The organism is Pseudomonas congelans, assembly GCF_900103225.1.
Taxonomy (GTDB): domain Bacteria; phylum Pseudomonadota; class Gammaproteobacteria; order Pseudomonadales; family Pseudomonadaceae; genus Aquipseudomonas; species Aquipseudomonas congelans.
The window spans coordinates 1,426,762-1,441,934 of record NZ_FNJH01000001.1 but is presented as its reverse complement, the minus strand read 5'-3'; the positions used below and the strand labels follow the sequence as shown (position 1 = coordinate 1,441,934).

The 15,173-nt window shown below is 59.9% G+C and carries 18 protein-coding genes; 8 read left to right on the top strand and 10 right to left on the bottom strand.

Annotated elements, in window-relative coordinates; genetic code table 11:
* Positions 1 to 4: 4 nt before the first annotated feature.
* From BLR20_RS05870 to BLR20_RS05855, 4 genes are all read left to right on the top strand, one after another.
* On the top strand, positions 5 to 958 hold the full coding sequence (locus BLR20_RS05870) for a phosphotransferase family protein (RefSeq protein WP_054993841.1): 954 nt from the start codon (positions 5 to 7) through the stop codon (positions 956 to 958).
* Complete coding sequence (locus BLR20_RS05865; protein ID WP_054993842.1) at positions 955 to 1,890, top strand: choline kinase family protein; 936 nt, start codon at positions 955 to 957, stop codon at positions 1,888 to 1,890. The genes BLR20_RS05870 and BLR20_RS05865 overlap by 4 nt, the downstream gene beginning before the upstream one ends.
* A gap of 146 nt (positions 1,891 to 2,036) precedes the next feature.
* Positions 2,037 to 2,297: a hypothetical protein gene (locus BLR20_RS05860; RefSeq protein ID WP_032612653.1), complete on the top strand. Its 261-nt coding sequence runs from the start codon at positions 2,037 to 2,039 to the stop codon at positions 2,295 to 2,297.
* Positions 2,294 to 3,823 (top strand): sodium:solute symporter family protein, encoded by a 1,530-nt coding sequence (locus BLR20_RS05855; RefSeq protein WP_054993843.1) that lies wholly within the window; start codon positions 2,294 to 2,296, stop codon positions 3,821 to 3,823. The genes BLR20_RS05860 and BLR20_RS05855 overlap by 4 nt, the downstream gene beginning before the upstream one ends.
* 23 nt (positions 3,824 to 3,846) lie before the next feature.
* Here BLR20_RS05855 and BLR20_RS05850 read toward each other — a convergent pair whose 3' ends face one another.
* Positions 3,847 to 4,743, bottom strand: a complete 897-nt coding sequence (locus tag BLR20_RS05850; protein ID WP_054993844.1) for a LysR family transcriptional regulator — start codon at positions 4,741 to 4,743, stop codon at positions 3,847 to 3,849.
* Positions 4,744 to 4,868: 125 nt separating this feature from the next.
* On the opposite strand from BLR20_RS05850, the gene BLR20_RS05845 reads away from it, so the two are divergent.
* Complete coding sequence (locus BLR20_RS05845; RefSeq protein ID WP_054993845.1) at positions 4,869 to 5,732, top strand: aldo/keto reductase family oxidoreductase; 864 nt, start codon at positions 4,869 to 4,871, stop codon at positions 5,730 to 5,732.
* A 65-nt stretch (positions 5,733 to 5,797) separates the two neighbouring features.
* Here BLR20_RS05845 and BLR20_RS05840 read toward each other — a convergent pair whose 3' ends face one another.
* Complete coding sequence (locus BLR20_RS05840) at positions 5,798 to 6,634, bottom strand: pirin family protein (protein WP_032612661.1); 837 nt, start codon at positions 6,632 to 6,634, stop codon at positions 5,798 to 5,800.
* Between the two features lie 112 nt (positions 6,635 to 6,746).
* On the opposite strand from BLR20_RS05840, the gene BLR20_RS05835 reads away from it, so the two are divergent.
* Entirely contained in the window at positions 6,747 to 7,655 is a 909-nt protein-coding gene (locus BLR20_RS05835; protein WP_054993846.1) for a LysR family transcriptional regulator, read from the top strand.
* 33 nt (positions 7,656 to 7,688) lie between these two features.
* Here BLR20_RS05835 and BLR20_RS05830 read toward each other — a convergent pair whose 3' ends face one another.
* From BLR20_RS05830 to BLR20_RS05800, 7 genes are all read right to left on the bottom strand, one after another.
* The gene (locus tag BLR20_RS05830) at positions 7,689 to 8,138 is read right to left on the bottom strand and encodes a helix-turn-helix domain-containing protein (protein ID WP_032612664.1); all 450 of its coding nucleotides are present in this window, start codon (positions 8,136 to 8,138) and stop codon (positions 7,689 to 7,691) included.
* A gap of 282 nt (positions 8,139 to 8,420) precedes the next feature.
* Positions 8,421 to 9,044, bottom strand: a complete 624-nt coding sequence (locus BLR20_RS05825) for a PqiC family protein (RefSeq protein WP_010428229.1) — start codon at positions 9,042 to 9,044, stop codon at positions 8,421 to 8,423.
* The gene (locus tag BLR20_RS05820) at positions 9,041 to 10,720 is read right to left on the bottom strand and encodes a PqiB family protein (RefSeq protein ID WP_032613025.1); all 1,680 of its coding nucleotides are present in this window, start codon (positions 10,718 to 10,720) and stop codon (positions 9,041 to 9,043) included. Before BLR20_RS05820 ends, BLR20_RS05825 begins: the two co-directional genes overlap by 4 nt.
* A complete protein-coding gene (locus BLR20_RS05815; RefSeq protein ID WP_032612668.1) occupies positions 10,713 to 11,327 on the bottom strand; it encodes a paraquat-inducible protein A in 615 nt (204 codons plus the stop codon). The genes BLR20_RS05820 and BLR20_RS05815 overlap by 8 nt, the downstream gene beginning before the upstream one ends.
* The gene (locus tag BLR20_RS05810) at positions 11,324 to 11,953 is read right to left on the bottom strand and encodes a paraquat-inducible protein A (RefSeq protein WP_010428234.1); all 630 of its coding nucleotides are present in this window, start codon (positions 11,951 to 11,953) and stop codon (positions 11,324 to 11,326) included. Before BLR20_RS05810 ends, BLR20_RS05815 begins: the two co-directional genes overlap by 4 nt.
* A gap of 265 nt (positions 11,954 to 12,218) precedes the next feature.
* Positions 12,219 to 12,518: a protealysin inhibitor emfourin gene (locus tag BLR20_RS05805; protein WP_032612670.1), complete on the bottom strand. Its 300-nt coding sequence runs from the start codon at positions 12,516 to 12,518 to the stop codon at positions 12,219 to 12,221.
* Between the two features lie 42 nt (positions 12,519 to 12,560).
* Complete coding sequence (locus BLR20_RS05800) at positions 12,561 to 13,631, bottom strand: M4 family metallopeptidase (RefSeq protein ID WP_054993847.1); 1,071 nt, start codon at positions 13,629 to 13,631, stop codon at positions 12,561 to 12,563.
* Between the two features lie 267 nt (positions 13,632 to 13,898).
* On the opposite strand from BLR20_RS05800, the gene BLR20_RS05795 reads away from it, so the two are divergent.
* Entirely contained in the window at positions 13,899 to 14,249 is a 351-nt protein-coding gene (locus BLR20_RS05795; protein WP_054993848.1) for a hypothetical protein, read from the top strand.
* Between the two features lie 93 nt (positions 14,250 to 14,342).
* On the opposite strand, the gene BLR20_RS05790 is transcribed toward BLR20_RS05795, so the two are convergent.
* Complete coding sequence (locus BLR20_RS05790; protein ID WP_003400563.1) at positions 14,343 to 14,660, bottom strand: ElaB/YgaM/YqjD family protein; 318 nt, start codon at positions 14,658 to 14,660, stop codon at positions 14,343 to 14,345.
* Positions 14,661 to 14,813: 153 nt separating this feature from the next.
* On the opposite strand from BLR20_RS05790, the gene BLR20_RS05785 reads away from it, so the two are divergent.
* On the top strand, positions 14,814 to 15,068 hold the full coding sequence (locus tag BLR20_RS05785) for a hypothetical protein (RefSeq protein WP_003315380.1): 255 nt from the start codon (positions 14,814 to 14,816) through the stop codon (positions 15,066 to 15,068).
* Positions 15,069 to 15,173 lie beyond the last annotated feature (105 nt).

Sequence of the window (15,173 nt, the reverse complement as noted above, 5' to 3'; positions counted from 1 at the left end):
GACCATGCCATATGCCGACGATTTGATCACACGCCTGCGCAGCGCATTGGCACCTTGCGGGTGCGCTGCAGACGCCGGGATCGAGAGCGTTACGCAGGGCGTGGCCTCGCCCTCGAGACTGTCGACCGAATGGGCCGGCTTTCGGGTCAGCAGTGCGCAGGGCGGTTGCTACGCCAAGGTTCTGCATGCCGACATGGCGCAACTGATCGACTTCGACAAGGTAGCCCAGGCCAGCGAATGTGCCGGCCGTAGCGCGGCGGCACCGCGTCTGCTTGGCGCAGACCCGGCCAATGGCGTGCTGATCTTCGAGGACCTCGGTGTGGACTGGCGAGCGGCGCGGCTCGACGATCTGCTTGCACCCGGTCGGCTTGCGACGCTGTGGGCACTCAAACGGCAGGTGCATGCCGGACCTGTGCCTGATGCCGTGCGCTCACCGATGGCGGACATCGAGCGCCTTCGCACAGTGTGTAACCGCGATAACGTTGCGCTGCCTGCCGAGCATCAATGGATCGACCGTTGCGTCGACATGGCCTGGCAGGCTCTACAGAGCCGCGCCGTGCAGGCGGTTCCGCTGCACGGCGACGGTGTGTCCAGCAACGTCATGGTGTCCAGCGAAGGCCAGTTGCGTCTGGTGGATTTTGACTACGGTGGCTGCATGGACCCGTGGTACGACGTGGCGATTACCCTCAATGAGCTTTATTCGTTCGAGCGCCAGTGGCGCGAAGGGATCAGCGCATGGGCCGGACAATGCCTGGAAGTCGACTACGCCGTGTGCCGTCTGTATGCGCTGATCAACGACTGGTACTGGACGTTGTGGGGGTTTTGGGCCGGTACCACGTCCGCGCGGCCACTGGAGTTTTCCAAGGTCGGGCAATGGACGCTGCTGCGCTGTCGGCAGTGCGTTCAGGACCCGCGGCTGGAAGGCTGGATGCGTCAGGTTCAGGAGGGTAAGGCATGAAAACGTTAGGGCAGTCGGTCAGTACCCAGGAACGACAACTGGAAGCCGCCGTGCGCAGCATCGACAGCTGGCAGGGGCGCCGCATTGACTACGAGCCTGTCAGTGGCGGTATCTCCAACACCAACTGGCGGGTCGAAGTCGAGGGCGCCGACACGGCGTACTTCTTCAAGGTGCCAGGCGTCGGTACAGAGATGTTCATCGACCGTCACACTGCCCACGAGGCCAGTGTGAAGGCGGCGCAAACCGGTTATGGCGCACCGGTTTTCGCTTTCCTCGAAGCCTTCGGTGTCGAGGTGTTCGAGTTCATGGAGGGCTGGCGGGCGTCGTCCAACCATGACTTCCTGCAACGCGACATACGCCACAGTGCCCTGCACGGGCTCAAGGCGTTCAACGATCAGCCGCTGCTGCAACAGACCAAGACCGTGTTCGACATGATCGCCGAGCACCAGAGCCAGGTGGCCGAACTCAAGGGCGTCAAGCCTCAGGATGACGACTGGCTGTGCCTGCAATACCAGCGCGCAAAAGCTGCGCTGCAAGCTTCCGGGATCGATCTGGCTCCGTGCATGAACGACACGCTGGCAGGCAACTTCATGCTCAACGCGGGTCGCCAGATTCGTCTGGTGGATTTCGAGTACGCCTCCAACAACGACCGCCATTACGAATTGGCGCTGTGGTTCGGCGAGATGTTTTTCAGCGACGACATGGAGCTGGCGCTGATCGAGGACTACTTCGGCCAGGTCAGCGCGCAAACCGTCGCGCGGATCAAGCTCAACAAGGCCTTGGCCGACATCAAATGGTCGACCTGGGCGATGGTGCAGCACGCGGTGTCGCAACTGGACTTCGACTTCTACAAGTACGGCACCTGGAAGCACATGCGGGCGCGCAGCATCATCAATGATTCGCAATGGGAAACCTGGCTGCGGCAGGTCTGAGTCGACCTCGTCCGGCGAGCCTTTGAACACGTAAGACAAGTACTTCAATAATAAAAAAGTAGCGGGCAACCGCGTGTTTCTTTCACTGCTTGAGTTTTATCCGATCACTTATCCATAGCCAGATCCTGAAATTCAAGGAGCACTCCATGAGTAACGTTCCGTCCCTTTCTACCCCCGGCCGCCTGAAGAATCTGGTGTTTGGCCTGTACTTCTTCGCGCTGTTGATGATGGCGCTGTTTCCGCCGTTTTACCTCAAGGTCAGCGGCAGTACCTTGCTGGTGCTGGGTATTCCGCTGCCGATCTTCTACTGGATTCTGATCGCGGTGCTCATGGGGCTGGGCCTGTGGATGCTCTACGTGGTCGAGTCGCTGCTGGGTGAAATTCCACAAGAGGGGGACGGGCAATGATCAGTACGACTACGGTTGCGGATCTTTACATCACCTTCGGCCTGATCGGTGTATTTCTGGCGGGCATGATTGCGGTGCTGTACGCGACGAACCGCAAGAGCGAGAGTTTTTCCGATTACGCGGTGGGCGGTCGCTCCTACGGGCCGTGGTTCATCGCCATGTGTTACACCAACTCCTGGTGGCCGGGCGCGACGTTCACGGCGTTTTTCGCCTTGTCGGTCGGTGGCGCGCTGGGCTTTTACGGCATGGTCTACGCCACGCTGGGCGTGACCGCCATGTACCTGATGGCCAATCGTGCCTGGACCTGGGGCAAGCGCTTCAACCTGACCACCCAGCCGGATTTGCTGGGCATGCGCTTCAACAGTCCTGTGGTCAAACGCATTGCTTCGATCATCGGCATCATTTCGGTGTTCCCCTGGGTGGTGATGGGAATTCAGGCCCTCGCGACGCTTTTCCAGTTCGCCAGCTTCGGTCGTTGGGGTGTGACAACCTGCCTGTTGGTGGGCGTCGTGGTGATCCTGATTCGTCAGTACTGGACGGTGAGCATGGGCATGCGCGGCCTGATCATGACCGACATGTATCAGGGCCTGATTGCCTATGTGCTGTGCGCCGCGCTGTGCATCTTCCTGCTGTTCGGCGCGCAGGCCTCGTTCAGCAACCTGTCGCAGTTGCCCGCCAGCATGCTGGTGATTCCTGGCGGAGCTGGCAGTACCTACGGGCCGATGTACATGTTCAGCCTGATCTTTACCGGCGTGATCGGCTCGATGTGCTGGCCGATGAGCTTTCAGCGCATTTACACCGCCAGCGGCGTGCGCTCGGTGAAGAAGGGCACACTGCTGACCATCCTGCTGGTCGGCGGCTTCTACGGCATTCTGATGCTCTTTGCCGCAGCAATCAGCCAGGACCCGAACGTCGCGGCTCATCCGCAACATGGCTGGTTCCTGTCGTTGTTCGACATCGGCGGGCCTTGGCTGCTCGGCGTGGCAATCATGATCGTGCTGGCGGCCAGCATTGGCCATGTCGACGGCTGCGTGCAGGTGTGCGGTACGCAGTTCGCCAATGACCTGGCGACCTGGAGCAAACCGCGCAGCGATCGCGAGAAGACCATTCTCGCCAAGGTCGGCATGGTGGTATTCATTGCGGCGGCCTCATTGCTGGCTTACCTGACCTTCGACTATGCCCGCCTGCAATTGCTGGCGCAGATTTCCTATCAGGGCATTATCCAGTTGGCCGTGCCGCTGTTTTTCGGCGTGTTCAGTCGTCATGGCAACAAGCAGGGCGCGATTGCCGGCATGCTGGTGGGGATTGTGATCGCCATCGTGCTGACCACGATCTACCCGGATGACATTCCGGCACTGGGTTCGTTGACCAGCGGCATCGTCGGTCTGATCTTCAATGCGGGGATCTTTGTTGCCTGCGCCGTTGCCATCAAACCGAGTGCGGATGAAATCAGACGCGTCGATGAGTTGTTCGCCATGGCGGCGCCAGCGCGTCGTGGCGTGGGTCCGGTTGTGGCGATGAGCTGATGCCGCCTGTGTTCTGATGTGGCTCAGCGTGCATTGATAAAGTCGATGAAAGCCCTCAGCGGTGAGGGCAGGTAGCGGCGCCCCGGGTAGTACAGATACGGCCCGGTGAAGCGCTGCCACCAGGGTTCGAGTATCGGTTCCAGTGCGCCGCTGTCCAGGTGAGGGCGTAGCCAGTCCTCGAACAGATGAACAACGCCCAGCCCGTCGATGGCGGCCTGCACAGTCAGATCGAACGCACCGCCTATCCTGACGGTGAGAGGGCCTGTCGGGTCAAGCTTGACGGTTTCGCCGTCTCGCTCGTATTCCCACAGCGGTATGACCCCGCTGGGGAATTTTCCTCGCAGACAGGCATGCGCGAGCAGATCTCGCGGGTGCTCGGGGCGCCCTCTGGCCTGCAGATAGGCCGGTGACGCAGCCGTTGCAAAACGCTGGAACCTCGGGCCGATGGGCACCGCGATCATGTCCTGCTCGAGGCGCTCGTCGTAGCGAATGCCGGCATCACACCCGGCGGCAAGCATGTCGACAAAGCTTTCTTCGGTAACCACCTCCAGACGGATGTCGGGGTAGGTCTGCAGGAACGGCGTGATGATCGACGGCAGCACCAGCCGGGCGGCGCTGACCGGAACGTTCAGCCTGAGAGTGCCCGAGGGGCGATCGCGAAAGTCATTGACCACATCCAGGGCAGCCTCCACTTCGCCCAGCGCAGGCACGATACGCTCCATAAGCTTGGCGCCAGCCTCTGTCGGAGCCACGCTGCGCGTGGTGCGGTTCAGCAGCCGTACCCCAAGTCGCGATTCCATACGGCGAATGGCGTCGCTGAGGCTGGAGGCGGATTTGCCGCTGAGCCGCGCGGCCTCGCGAAAGCCTCTGGCGTTGACCACGGCGACGAAGGCCAGCAGGTCTTGAATATCGGTAGTCATTGTCGTGGCCCCATTGCTCTGCTCAGTGTTCGATCAGGCGTACAGGTTGTGCCGATTACGCCTGATTATCAATACAGTGCTCAATGCCTATAGTGAGGAACACACATCGGATCAAGGGGCACGAAATGAGTCATGCAAACAAGGCGGGTACATTCCTGTTGGGCAGCCATCGCGTCAACCGCATGGGCTATGGCGCGATGCAGCTGGCCGGGCCTGGGGTGTTCGGTCCTGCTAAAGATCCGCAGGGTGCCCTGGCCGTGTTGCGCGAAGCCCTCGCGCTGGGGGTCAACCATATCGATACCGCAGACTTTTACGGCCCGCATGTCACTAATGCGCTGATTCGCGAAGCGCTGCACCCTTACGCGGATGACCTGCTGATCGTCACCAAGGTCGGCGCAGTGCGCGGCGCGGATGCTTCATGGAATCCAGCATCCAGCCCGGCACAGTTGATCGCGGCGGTTCACGACAATCTGAAGAACCTCGGGCTGGAGATGCTCGATGTGGTCAACTTCCGGGCATGGGGCGAGCAGCATTCGCCCGCAGAAGGTTCCATCGAGGAGCCGTTGACGGTGCTGGCCGAGTTGCAGCGCCAGGGTTTGATCCGCCATCTCGGGGTCAGTAACGTCACGGCCCGGCAAGTCAGGCAGGCGCAGGGAATTGCCGAGATTGTCTGCGTGCAGAATCATTACAACCTTTCGCACCGCCACGACGAGCCGTTGATTGCAGAGCTGGGCGAGCAGGGCATTGCGTATGTCCCGTTCTTCCCCATGGGCGGATTTTCACCCCTGCAATCGGAAACCCTGACTCGAGTGGCCGCCGGCCTGAATGCCTCGCCGCTGTGTGTCGCCCTGGCCTGGCTACTGCAACGTGCGCCCAATATTCTGCTGATTCCGGGCACGTCCTCCATCGCTCATTTGCGTGAAAACCTTGCCGCCAGCGAGCTGGTGATTGCACCGGAGCTGCTGGCCGAGCTTGATAGTGTTGCTTAGGGGAATATCTGTTGAGCAACCCACCTGATGTTTTCGGGTGGGTTTGTTTACAGGCTGCTGGTCAATCAGAGCCTGCCTTCCTCGCGCAACAGTGCGCCAATGCGTTCTATCTCCAGCTCACCCTGAATGAGTGCGGCTTTGCTGGTGTGTACCGAGTAGTAACCTGTGACCAGGTCGTGCGGATGCTTGACTGCCGATCCCAGCACGAAGTGGGTATCACCCTTGGCGACGATGTCGATGGGGCGATCCGAGTCCTCGAAAATCACAAGCTCACCCGCATCGACCGGACCGCCTGCGTCGAGCTGTCCAGTGTTGACTGCCAGCCAGCCCACGGTGTGACCAGCGGGCGGCGTGTAGCGCCAGTGCTCGCCATCTTTGAGCTGTACGGCCAGATAATTCATGCCTTCCGGCGCCGGCAGGCTGCTTTGTGAGTTGCCGTAGCGTCCCAGTAGCACTTTTGCCGGGCCTTGTTGCGCAACCTGCGCTGCCGACAGGTAAACGCTTTGCGCAGGGCCGTTCTCCTGCGCAGCGGGCAGCGCGACCCATAGCTGAAAGCCCCTGACAGCCGAACCGCTTATTGGCTGGGCATCATGCCAGACGCCATTGCCGGCGCTCATCCATTCCACACCGCCGCTGGGCAGTATTCCGGATTTGCCGGTGGTGTCTTCATAGGCGAGTTCGCCTTCGATCATGTAGGTCAGCGTAGCGATACCCGAATGCGGGTGCATGCCGAATCCCGTTTTCCCCGGCTCGGACGTGAAGCCGATTCGATCGAGAAACACGAAAGGCTTCAGTAATTGACCCAGATCGCCCGGGCTCACCAGTCGGGTGATCGGCCCGCGGGTTCTGCCGGTCGTGCGATGGACGATGGCGCGTGGCCGAATGCTGACGATGCTGTTCATGGCGTTCTCCTCTGGGCCTTGATGCCTGAGCGCAAAGAATAAGCGTCAATCGATTGCTTGATTAGCCGGTATAGTTGGCTTGGACTGATCCATAAATACGAGGAATACGGGCGTGACCTTCGATCTCAACGATGTTGCGCTGTTCGTGCAGGTAGTGCGCAGCGGCAGTTTTGCCCAGGCAGCAAGGCACTTGGGCATGCCGTCCAATACGGTCAGCCGCAGGGTTCAGCAACTGGAAATGCAACTGGACACTCGCTTGTTGCAGCGCTCAACGCGCAAGCTGGTGCTCACTCAGGCCGGAGAGGATTTCTACGGCCGCTGCGTGGGTGCCGTCGACGGGGTGATGGAAGCCGCAGAACAGCTTGCTTCAGGGCGTGATGAGCCGGGCGGCCTGGTGCGTATCGCTGCGATGGCAGATTTCTTCGACTTTTTCTCGATGGACTGGGTAGCCGGTTTTCTCGCCCTTTACCCGCGTGTTCAACTGGAGTTCGTGCTCAGTGATGATCACGCTGACCTGATCGCTGACCGGCTGGACATCGCCTTTCGGGGTGGCCCTTTGCAGGACTCTGGGTACGTAGGGCGGCAACTGATTGATGAAGGCCATGACACGATGGTCGCCAGTCCGGCTTATATTGCCGCTTATGGCATGCCTGATTCCTTGCAGAGCCTGCACAGTCATTACTGTGTCAGCGCCGCGCATCGCGGTGGCGTCACTGCCTGGCGGCTGCTCGGGCCGGACGCGAAGATGCATGAGGTGCACATTGCCAGCCGGTTCAATGCCAACACCGCGCAGGCGTTGCGCAAAGCGACCCTTGCCGGGCTCGGTATCGCGTTGTTGCCCGCGACGCTGATCCGCTCGGATCTGCAGGATGGCCGACTGGTACCGGTACTGACGCAGTACCAGCGCACCAGCCATGGTCTGCATGTGCTTTACCCCAGCCGACAGCATCTGCCGCCCGCGGTGTCGGCATTCATTGCGCTGGTGATGGACAAACTCAGGGACAAGGCGTTTCCGGCGTAATGAGCCGCCTTGGCGGCACGCGATACGTGCGAGTTACTTGATTCGCGACGTCATGTAGATCAGCCGGACGGTGGCGACGGTGATCGCTTCGGCGTCGTTCTTGATGTTTTCCAGCTGATTGCTGTCCACTTGGCCAGCGCCTGCGTTCGATTCGATCAGGCGGGTGAAGTGGTACAGGTTCTGGGTCACATCGTGCAGGTTGCCGTGCAAGCGTTCGACGACGCGGTTGAGCGGGGCGCTGCGCTGACTGTCCGTTGTTATGACAGCGGGGACAATGCGCGTAGCACTGAGGCCGGTGACCACATAGGCAACATCCACTCCGGCATCGAAAATGCTGGACAGATAATCCGCACGGGGAGAGCGGACGCCATTTTCGTAGTTGCCCTGAGCGTTGGTTTCCACGCCACCTATCGCGCCCAGCGCACTTTGCGAAAGTTTGAGGCGCAAACGTTCCTTTTTAAGCCGCGGTCCGATCCCTGTCATCCGTTTGTCCTCGATAAACTGTGCACCGCTACAGTCGGGGTTAACAAGCGTCTCTGGCGTCGACTGATCAGACATCCCGACGAAGGCGAGAGGTTGCGTGTTCAGTTCGATCAGGTACTAACGTGCCAGACAGATGGCAGAGTGTACGTAGGAATCCGGCAGGGTGATACACTTTGTACCGAATTGAACGCTTTGAGCAACGACGTCCAAGTGGCTGGCACAACGGTTTCAGGCTGAAGGCGTTGAAAACGGGAGGTCTTTTGCGCAGACCTCCCGACAGGCTTATAGGCAGCGCGAGGAGCGCTGTGCGGTCCAGCTCGAGGCCGTGGCGGCGATCTTGTCGGCTAACTGGGCCACCGCTTTCTGATGGGCAATGATGAGATTTTCCATGCCTTCACCGGCCTGCTCGCGGATCACGCTGCTGCAGGTCAGGCTCTGCCGCTTGCTACCCGCCGTGGCACCGGCATCGCGAAGCCCGAGTGTCCATACCACATCAATGAGCGCGTAGTTGCCGGGCATCGACTCGAAGCGCCTTACGTCCGTACGGATCGACAGCGTTGGCTGATCGCTGTTCTTTGGCAAACCGGCCATGTCGCGGCTGCCGAAGCGGCGCTCCAGCTGCGGGGTCAGCGCATCGTGGAACTCGTCGCCCAGGGGGGAACCCCAGCGTTCGGTGTCCAGAATCGCCAGGCTGCCGTTGCCCTGGCGAACCACCAGCGGTGGCTGGTCGACCTGCACCGGCATGATCACCGGCAGCATTTCGAACTGGAACGGCATGGGTTTGCTGGCGGCAGTGCTGGTCGCGCCCATCGGCGCGATCAGCGTGTAGTAGTGGGTCTGCGTCGATGTGCAGGCACCCAGGCCCAGTGCTGCGGCAAGTACCATCAGTTTCAGGCGCAAGGTCATTGTTTTGGCTCCGGATCAATGGCTCGGGACGAGGACGGGGCGTTGAACGAACGTGGCGCTGCGTCGCCCGTGCGGCCGCGAATCAGCGATTCCGGGTGGCGGCTGAGGAAGTCGGTCAGGACCCGTACCGAACGTGCGGTACGTTGCACTTCATCCATGGCCTGGCCCAGTTGCTGACGCGCGGGTGAATCTTCGGCGAACGAGTCGTTTGCAGTCCCCAGGGTTTTCTCGGCCTGCTGCAAGGTGCCACGCATCTGCGGCAACACGCTGCTGTTGACTTGCTTGAGGGTTTTCTGCAACTCGCTGAGGGTGCCGTTGAGGTTGCCCGCCAGCTGGTCGATCGGCAGGTTGCTGAGTTTCTCGACGAAGGCCTGCAATTGCTCCTGCAGCTTGTCGAAGCTGCCCGGCACCGTCGGAATTTCCAGCGGTCGGGCCTTGGCGTTGAACGCTACCTTCGGTGCCTTTGGATCGAACTCCATGGCAATGTACAACTGACCGGTCAGCAGGTTGCCGTTACGCACCTGGGCACGAAGACCATTGGCCACGAAGGCGCCCAATACCCGGGCAGACTGTTCTTCTTCATCACCCGAGCCGCCGAGTTCCTTGAGCTTGGACTCGGCCGCGCCCAGGCGCTTGGGATAGATCACTGCGCCAACGATACCGGGGAAAGTCTTGGTGGCTGGGTCGTAATCCAGGTCGACCGATACCACTTTGCCGATGTTGACGCCGAGGAAGTCTACCGCCGCATTGACCGTCAGACCGCGAAGCGATTGATTGAAACGCATGCGGATGTAGCGTGGCTCGCCGTCGGGAGGTGCCATCGCCGTGGTCTGGTCATCGAATATCTTGAATTCTGCGTTCTCGTCCGCCGGCTTCGAGTCCGGGCTCCAGTTCGGCTCGCGAAAGGCGATACCACCGGAAATGATCGAGGTCAGGGACTGCGTATTGACCTTGACCCCTGAGGCGCCGACGGTGATGTCGACACCGCTGGCGTTCCAGAAGCGTGTGTCAGTGGTGATGTACTGATCGTTCGGAGCATTGATGAAAATCTGGATGTCGACGCCGCGGCCGTCCTTGGACAGGTCATAGGCCACTACCTGACCGACCTGAATGCGGCGGAAGTAGATCGGTGAGCCGATGTCCAGCGAGCCCAGATCGTCAGTGTGCAGCGTGAAGCGCTTGCCTTTTTCGCCGAAGGTCACCGGCGGCGGCGTTTCCAGGCCGGTGAAGCTGGTCTTGGTTTCCTCGGAACTGCCCGCATCGGCGCCGATGAAGGCACCCGAAAGCAGCGTATCCACACCCGATACCCCATGTGCGCCGATGCGTGGGCGCACCACCCAGAACTGGCTGTCGACCCGCGTAAACGGTGCGGCACTGGTGTTCAGCTCGATGTTGGCCAGCACATGCGTGCGGTCGTCACTGAGGCTGATATCCGTGACCATGCCGATGACCACGTTCTTGTATTTGACCTGGGTCTTGTTGGCTTCCAGACCCTCGGCTGTCAGGAAGCTGACAGTGATTCTGGGGCCGATGTTCATCCAGTCATGCAAGGCCATGGATATGCCAATGATCGCGGCAACGATCGGCACCAGCCAGATCAGCGAGACACGCAGGCGACGACGTTTGACTTCAGGGCGTGGCACTGAAGCAGGCGGGGGGAGGGTACTGTCAGACATCTTCAACCTCTGCGTCCCAGATAAGCCGGGGATCGAAACTCATGGCGGCGAACATCGTCATCACCACTACCAAGCCAAAAAACAGAATACCGATTCGCGGCTCGATGGTGCTGAGCTCACGAAACTGAACAAGAGACGCCACAAGGGCCACAACCAGCACATCGAGCATCGACCAGTAACCGATCAGTTCGATGAAGCGGTACAGGCGCGCGCGCTCGCGCATGGCCCAGGTGCTACGACGCTGGCAGGTGATCAGCAGCATGCCCAGCACCAGAAACTTGATGCATGGCACCAGAACACTGGCGACGAAAATCAGGATGGCGATGTCCCAGGAGCCGCTTTCGAAAAACTCGATGACGCCGCTCATGATCGTGCTTTCGCTGCGGTTGCCCAGCAGGTTGGTGTACATCACCGGCAGTACGTTGGCCGGGATATAGAAAATCAGCGCGGCAATCAGATAGGCCCAGGTGCGACTGATGCTGTTGGGCTTGCGCCTGTGTACCGGAGAGTCACAGCGCGGACAACGCGTAGCGTCCTCCTGGCAGGCGTAACCGCAGGTGTGGCACAGGCACAGCTTGTGTTCATGGGCGAAGGGGATGCCGTTCATTGCGGCTGCACTCCCAGTTCATCCCACAGCCGGCGGATATCCTTGTTGGCGATCAGCAGGATCAGCACCATCAGCATGGCCATGGCCCAGAGTCCGACGCCGGGGTGTACGTCGAGCATCCCGGACAGTTTGATGATCGCTACCAGAATGCCGAGCATGCACACTTCGAGCATGCTCCATGGGCGCAAGTGCTCGAGGGCGCGCATGCAGGTTCTGAAGCCGGGTGCGACGATGCCCTTGTGCGCATGTACCAGCACCCAGAACAGCAGGACGATCTGCAACAGCGGGGCAAAAATGATCGACAGGCCGGCCACCAGGGCAATGATCGTGATCCGCCCTTGAGCGAGGGCTTCGACCGACTGCCAGAGTGTGACCTCGTTGGACAGGCCCTTCATATTGATGCTGATGACCGGGAACAGATTGGCGAATACGAAAAGCATGGCTGCGGCGATGGTCAACGCGAGCAGCTGTTCTATCGTGACTCGATGGCCACGACCGAGCAGTGCCTCGCAGCGAAGGCAGAATGCTGCCTCGCCGGGCTGCAGAGGATGGGCTTCGTAGAGCGAGTCGCAGTGCTCACAGATGATCAGGCCTGAAGAGTGTTCGATAGGATGCACAGTGCTCATCGACGCCATTGATGCAGAGGTAAGGAGGTAAGAACGCGCGGCACGAAAAGATACCTCGTTAATGGCAGCGTGAAGCGTTTTTTTTGTACGGTCAGCGCTAGCGGATCGGTACAAATCATTGACCGCCAGGGTTCCGGGTGGTTCACATGTCACTGCGCCATTATTCCATGCGCGGAGGATGGTGGCGAATCCGGTAGCAGCGATACCCTCCATCTGTCGACGAAAGGGCATCGCTGCTGCCAGAGTCCTTTGGCAAAAGCCTGTCTCAGAGCTTGCCGGGTTTGACGCGTTGCTTGAGAAAGCCGAGCAACTGGCGGGCAGATGCAGGCACGTTGTGTTCGTCGAACGTCAGGCAGATTTCCCTGGCGTCATCCTCGATGGTGATTTCGTACTGATTCAGGTCCCGCGCTTCATCATTGAAAGCACTGCTGGACTGGTTCAGGCCGCTATCGCTCACCAGCCTCTGCAACTGCTCGGCTTCGGGCTGTTCAAGGGTGGCTGTATCGACTTCACAGCGTTTGACTGCACCTGCAAAACCGCCGGATTGCACTAGACAGACCTTCATTTCAAGCACCTTTGTGGTGGTTATGCGACGGTTATGCCTCGCCTATACCTTTACACCGACCTCTTTCCAGGCCGCCTGCACGGCTTTCTTGGCTTTGGGGCCGAAGCGCGGGTCCGAGGCTATTTTTATGCTGGCCTTGGCACAATCGACGAATTGACTGTCGGAGGCCAGCGCCAGCATCGTTTCATACCAGATTCTGCCCGCCACTTCCCAGGCATTTCCGCCCAGCGCCTTGGCCACCAGCACGAATGCCCGGTTGGGAATGCCCGAGTTGATGTGGACACCGCCGCGATCCTTGGCACCGGTATACAGGTCGGCCATCGTCGCAGGTTGCGGATCATCACCCAGATCCGGATCGTTGGAATACGCAGTGCCGGGTTTTTCCATATCGCGAATGCCTCGTCGCGTCGGGGCAGGCACCAGTAACTCCTTGCCCACCACCCAGTCCGACTCGGCGGCGCTGGTGCCTTGTTTCCACTGGCGCACCAGCATGCCGAATACATCGGCGAAGTGCTCGTTCAAGGCCCCGGACTGCCCGCGGTAGTCCAGGTTCGAGGTGAAACTCTGCGCGCCGTGGGTCAGCTCATGGCCGATCACTTCAAGGCTGCCGGTAAAGCGCTTGAAGACCAGATCATCACCATCGCCGTAAGCCATCTGGCTGCCATTCCAATAGGCATTGCTCAGCGGTACATGCTCGCCGTTGAAATCCACTTCGGCGACGTGCACGGTCGAGACCAGCGACATGCCACTGTCGTCCAGCGAATTGCGTTCGAACAGCTGCGCATAGAAATCATAGACGTCGCCCGAGCCATCGTAGGCTTCATCGGTTGCCTTGTCGCCCGTCGCTGCCTGGCCTTCCTTGCGCACCACCACGCCGGGGAGATCGTCAGTGCCCTTGGCGTCATGAATCACGCGGTGCTTTCGCCCGTCAGGCGATTTGATCGCGTGCATCGACGGCATGGTTCGGGCGGTCAGGCGAGAGGCGAGAAACGCCGAGCTGCTCGTCAGGTTGGCAATCGCCCTGGCGCTGACCAGAGACTTGGGGGACTGCGCCATACGCTCGAGCATGTAAGGCGGAATGAAACAATGCAGGGGATTTCGGTCGTCGCACATGATGAACTCCTGTACTAATGCACCGATGGCGGCAAGCCACCGATCAACATGGTCGCAGTCGTGTGACACTTCATGTCGCGTTTATATGCAACGAAATATCTGATTACATGATCGGCGGTTGCTGCCAAGCCCGACTGATGTGGCGATAGCCCGGTATTGCCGGTACTTCACGTCATTCCAGGGGGCGTGCGACACCTCGACACAGGTGATCAACGGGCCGCGCCGCGATGTTAGACTCGCGCCACTTCAGACGAGGAGCAGACCTACGTGCGCAAGACGGTAATGATGATAGCGGTACTGGCTCTGGCCGGATGCGATGCAGGCGGTTCGCGTGCGCCCGCCAGGGAGAAAGTCCAGGAGGCTGCAACGACTGCTCCGGTCTCTACGCCGCAGTGGTTCATTCAGATGAACTCGCGCGAGGCGGTCAGCGATACCAGTGCCTGGTTGCTCGAGCGCAGTTATGCCCCGGTCATCGTGGACGTGGACGGTAAACAGCAGGTATTGATAGGGCCTTATGAAAGCCAGGCCAAGGCCGAGGAAGAGCGCGTGGCGTTACAGGCGAAGGTGACCAAGTCGCACCGTTTTGCCGAGCCTTCGGTGATACAGCACACCCGATAAGGGCGCTCGCCGGATTTACACCTTATTCATCACGCTTTACTGCATCGGCATCGCGGGCCGGCAACCTGGCCCGCGATGCCGTTCATCAGTCGATCAACGACGACCCAGCAGCAGGCCGACTACCAGGCCAAAGCCGGCAGAAATAGCCACGGTCTGCCATGGGTGACCACCGATGTAGGTTTCGGTCGCTTCAACAACCGGCTTGGTGCGGTCGCGAACGCTGGCCATCGAGTCCAGTGCCTGCTTGAGCTTGACGCTCAACTGCGCGCGCAATGTCTCTGCTTCTTCACCAACCAGAGCAGCACTTTCCTTGAGCAGTTTGTCGGATTCTTCGATCAGTGCCTGCAGGTCACTGAATGCCTGATCCTTGATTTGATCGGCAGCTTGCTGAGCAGGGGTCTTACGAGCCATGGGTGTATTCCTTTCAAGTGGTGGCAACAGTGTTCAATGGAGTCTCGCGCATCCTGAAAAGTTGCAATTGCTTGAATGACCCGACGCAAGACTCTGCAAGCAATGCCCCTTACGGGTGTAAGATGCAGCCGTTTTTAGCCGTAGGTGACTGTGATGAGTTTCAATCTGGCCAATCGGCCGCTCCCCGAACGTACCGCTCTGGAAGACGAAAAATCCCGACTGTTCGAACTGTGGCAGAGCAATCTGGGCAAGGCCAAGGGCGAGGCGGCACGCTTGATGGGCGAGCGCGCCAAGCGCAAGGGCAAGTGGTCTGAGTGGGTTCGGTCCGAGCTGGACACCATGAGTCCGCCGGAATACGCCAACATGGTTCGCAGTGAAGTGAATCGCTTGATGGCGGCGAGCAGGTAGCAGCACCGGCCGACAGCGACCCGACAATCCGGCGCTGATCGTTCTTCACGTTTTAGCGTGAGGGTATCTTGGTAAGGGAGTCTTGCCTTCCTGGCCCGTCAGGCC

Excerpts from the sequence above, each read along its gene's own strand:
- BLR20_RS05870 (WP_054993841.1), top strand. The coding sequence starts at position 5 with ATGCCATATGCCGACGATTTGATCACACGCCTGCGCAGCGCATTGGCA.
- BLR20_RS05865 (WP_054993842.1), top strand. The coding sequence starts at position 955 with ATGAAAACGTTAGGGCAGTCGGTCAGTACCCAGGAACGACAACTGGAA.
- BLR20_RS05860 (WP_032612653.1), top strand. The coding sequence starts at position 2,037 with ATGAGTAACGTTCCGTCCCTTTCTACCCCCGGCCGCCTGAAGAATCTG.
- BLR20_RS05855 (WP_054993843.1), top strand. The coding sequence starts at position 2,294 with ATGATCAGTACGACTACGGTTGCGGATCTTTACATCACCTTCGGCCTG.
- BLR20_RS05850 (WP_054993844.1), bottom strand. The coding sequence starts at position 4,743 with ATGACTACCGATATTCAAGACCTGCTGGCCTTCGTCGCCGTGGTCAAC.
- BLR20_RS05845 (WP_054993845.1), top strand. The coding sequence starts at position 4,869 with ATGAGTCATGCAAACAAGGCGGGTACATTCCTGTTGGGCAGCCATCGC.
- BLR20_RS05840 (WP_032612661.1), bottom strand. The coding sequence starts at position 6,634 with ATGAACAGCATCGTCAGCATTCGGCCACGCGCCATCGTCCATCGCACG.
- BLR20_RS05830 (WP_032612664.1), bottom strand. The coding sequence starts at position 8,138 with ATGACAGGGATCGGACCGCGGCTTAAAAAGGAACGTTTGCGCCTCAAA.
- BLR20_RS05825 (WP_010428229.1), bottom strand. The coding sequence starts at position 9,044 with ATGACCTTGCGCCTGAAACTGATGGTACTTGCCGCAGCACTGGGCCTG.
- BLR20_RS05820 (WP_032613025.1), bottom strand. The coding sequence starts at position 10,720 with ATGTCTGACAGTACCCTCCCCCCGCCTGCTTCAGTGCCACGCCCTGAA.
- BLR20_RS05815 (WP_032612668.1), bottom strand. The coding sequence starts at position 11,327 with ATGAACGGCATCCCCTTCGCCCATGAACACAAGCTGTGCCTGTGCCAC.
- BLR20_RS05810 (WP_010428234.1), bottom strand. The coding sequence starts at position 11,953 with ATGAGCACTGTGCATCCTATCGAACACTCTTCAGGCCTGATCATCTGT.
- BLR20_RS05805 (WP_032612670.1), bottom strand. The coding sequence starts at position 12,518 with ATGAAGGTCTGTCTAGTGCAATCCGGCGGTTTTGCAGGTGCAGTCAAA.
- BLR20_RS05800 (WP_054993847.1), bottom strand. The coding sequence starts at position 13,631 with ATGTGCGACGACCGAAATCCCCTGCATTGTTTCATTCCGCCTTACATG.
- BLR20_RS05790 (WP_003400563.1), bottom strand. The coding sequence starts at position 14,660 with ATGGCTCGTAAGACCCCTGCTCAGCAAGCTGCCGATCAAATCAAGGAT.
- BLR20_RS05785 (WP_003315380.1), top strand. The coding sequence starts at position 14,814 with ATGAGTTTCAATCTGGCCAATCGGCCGCTCCCCGAACGTACCGCTCTG.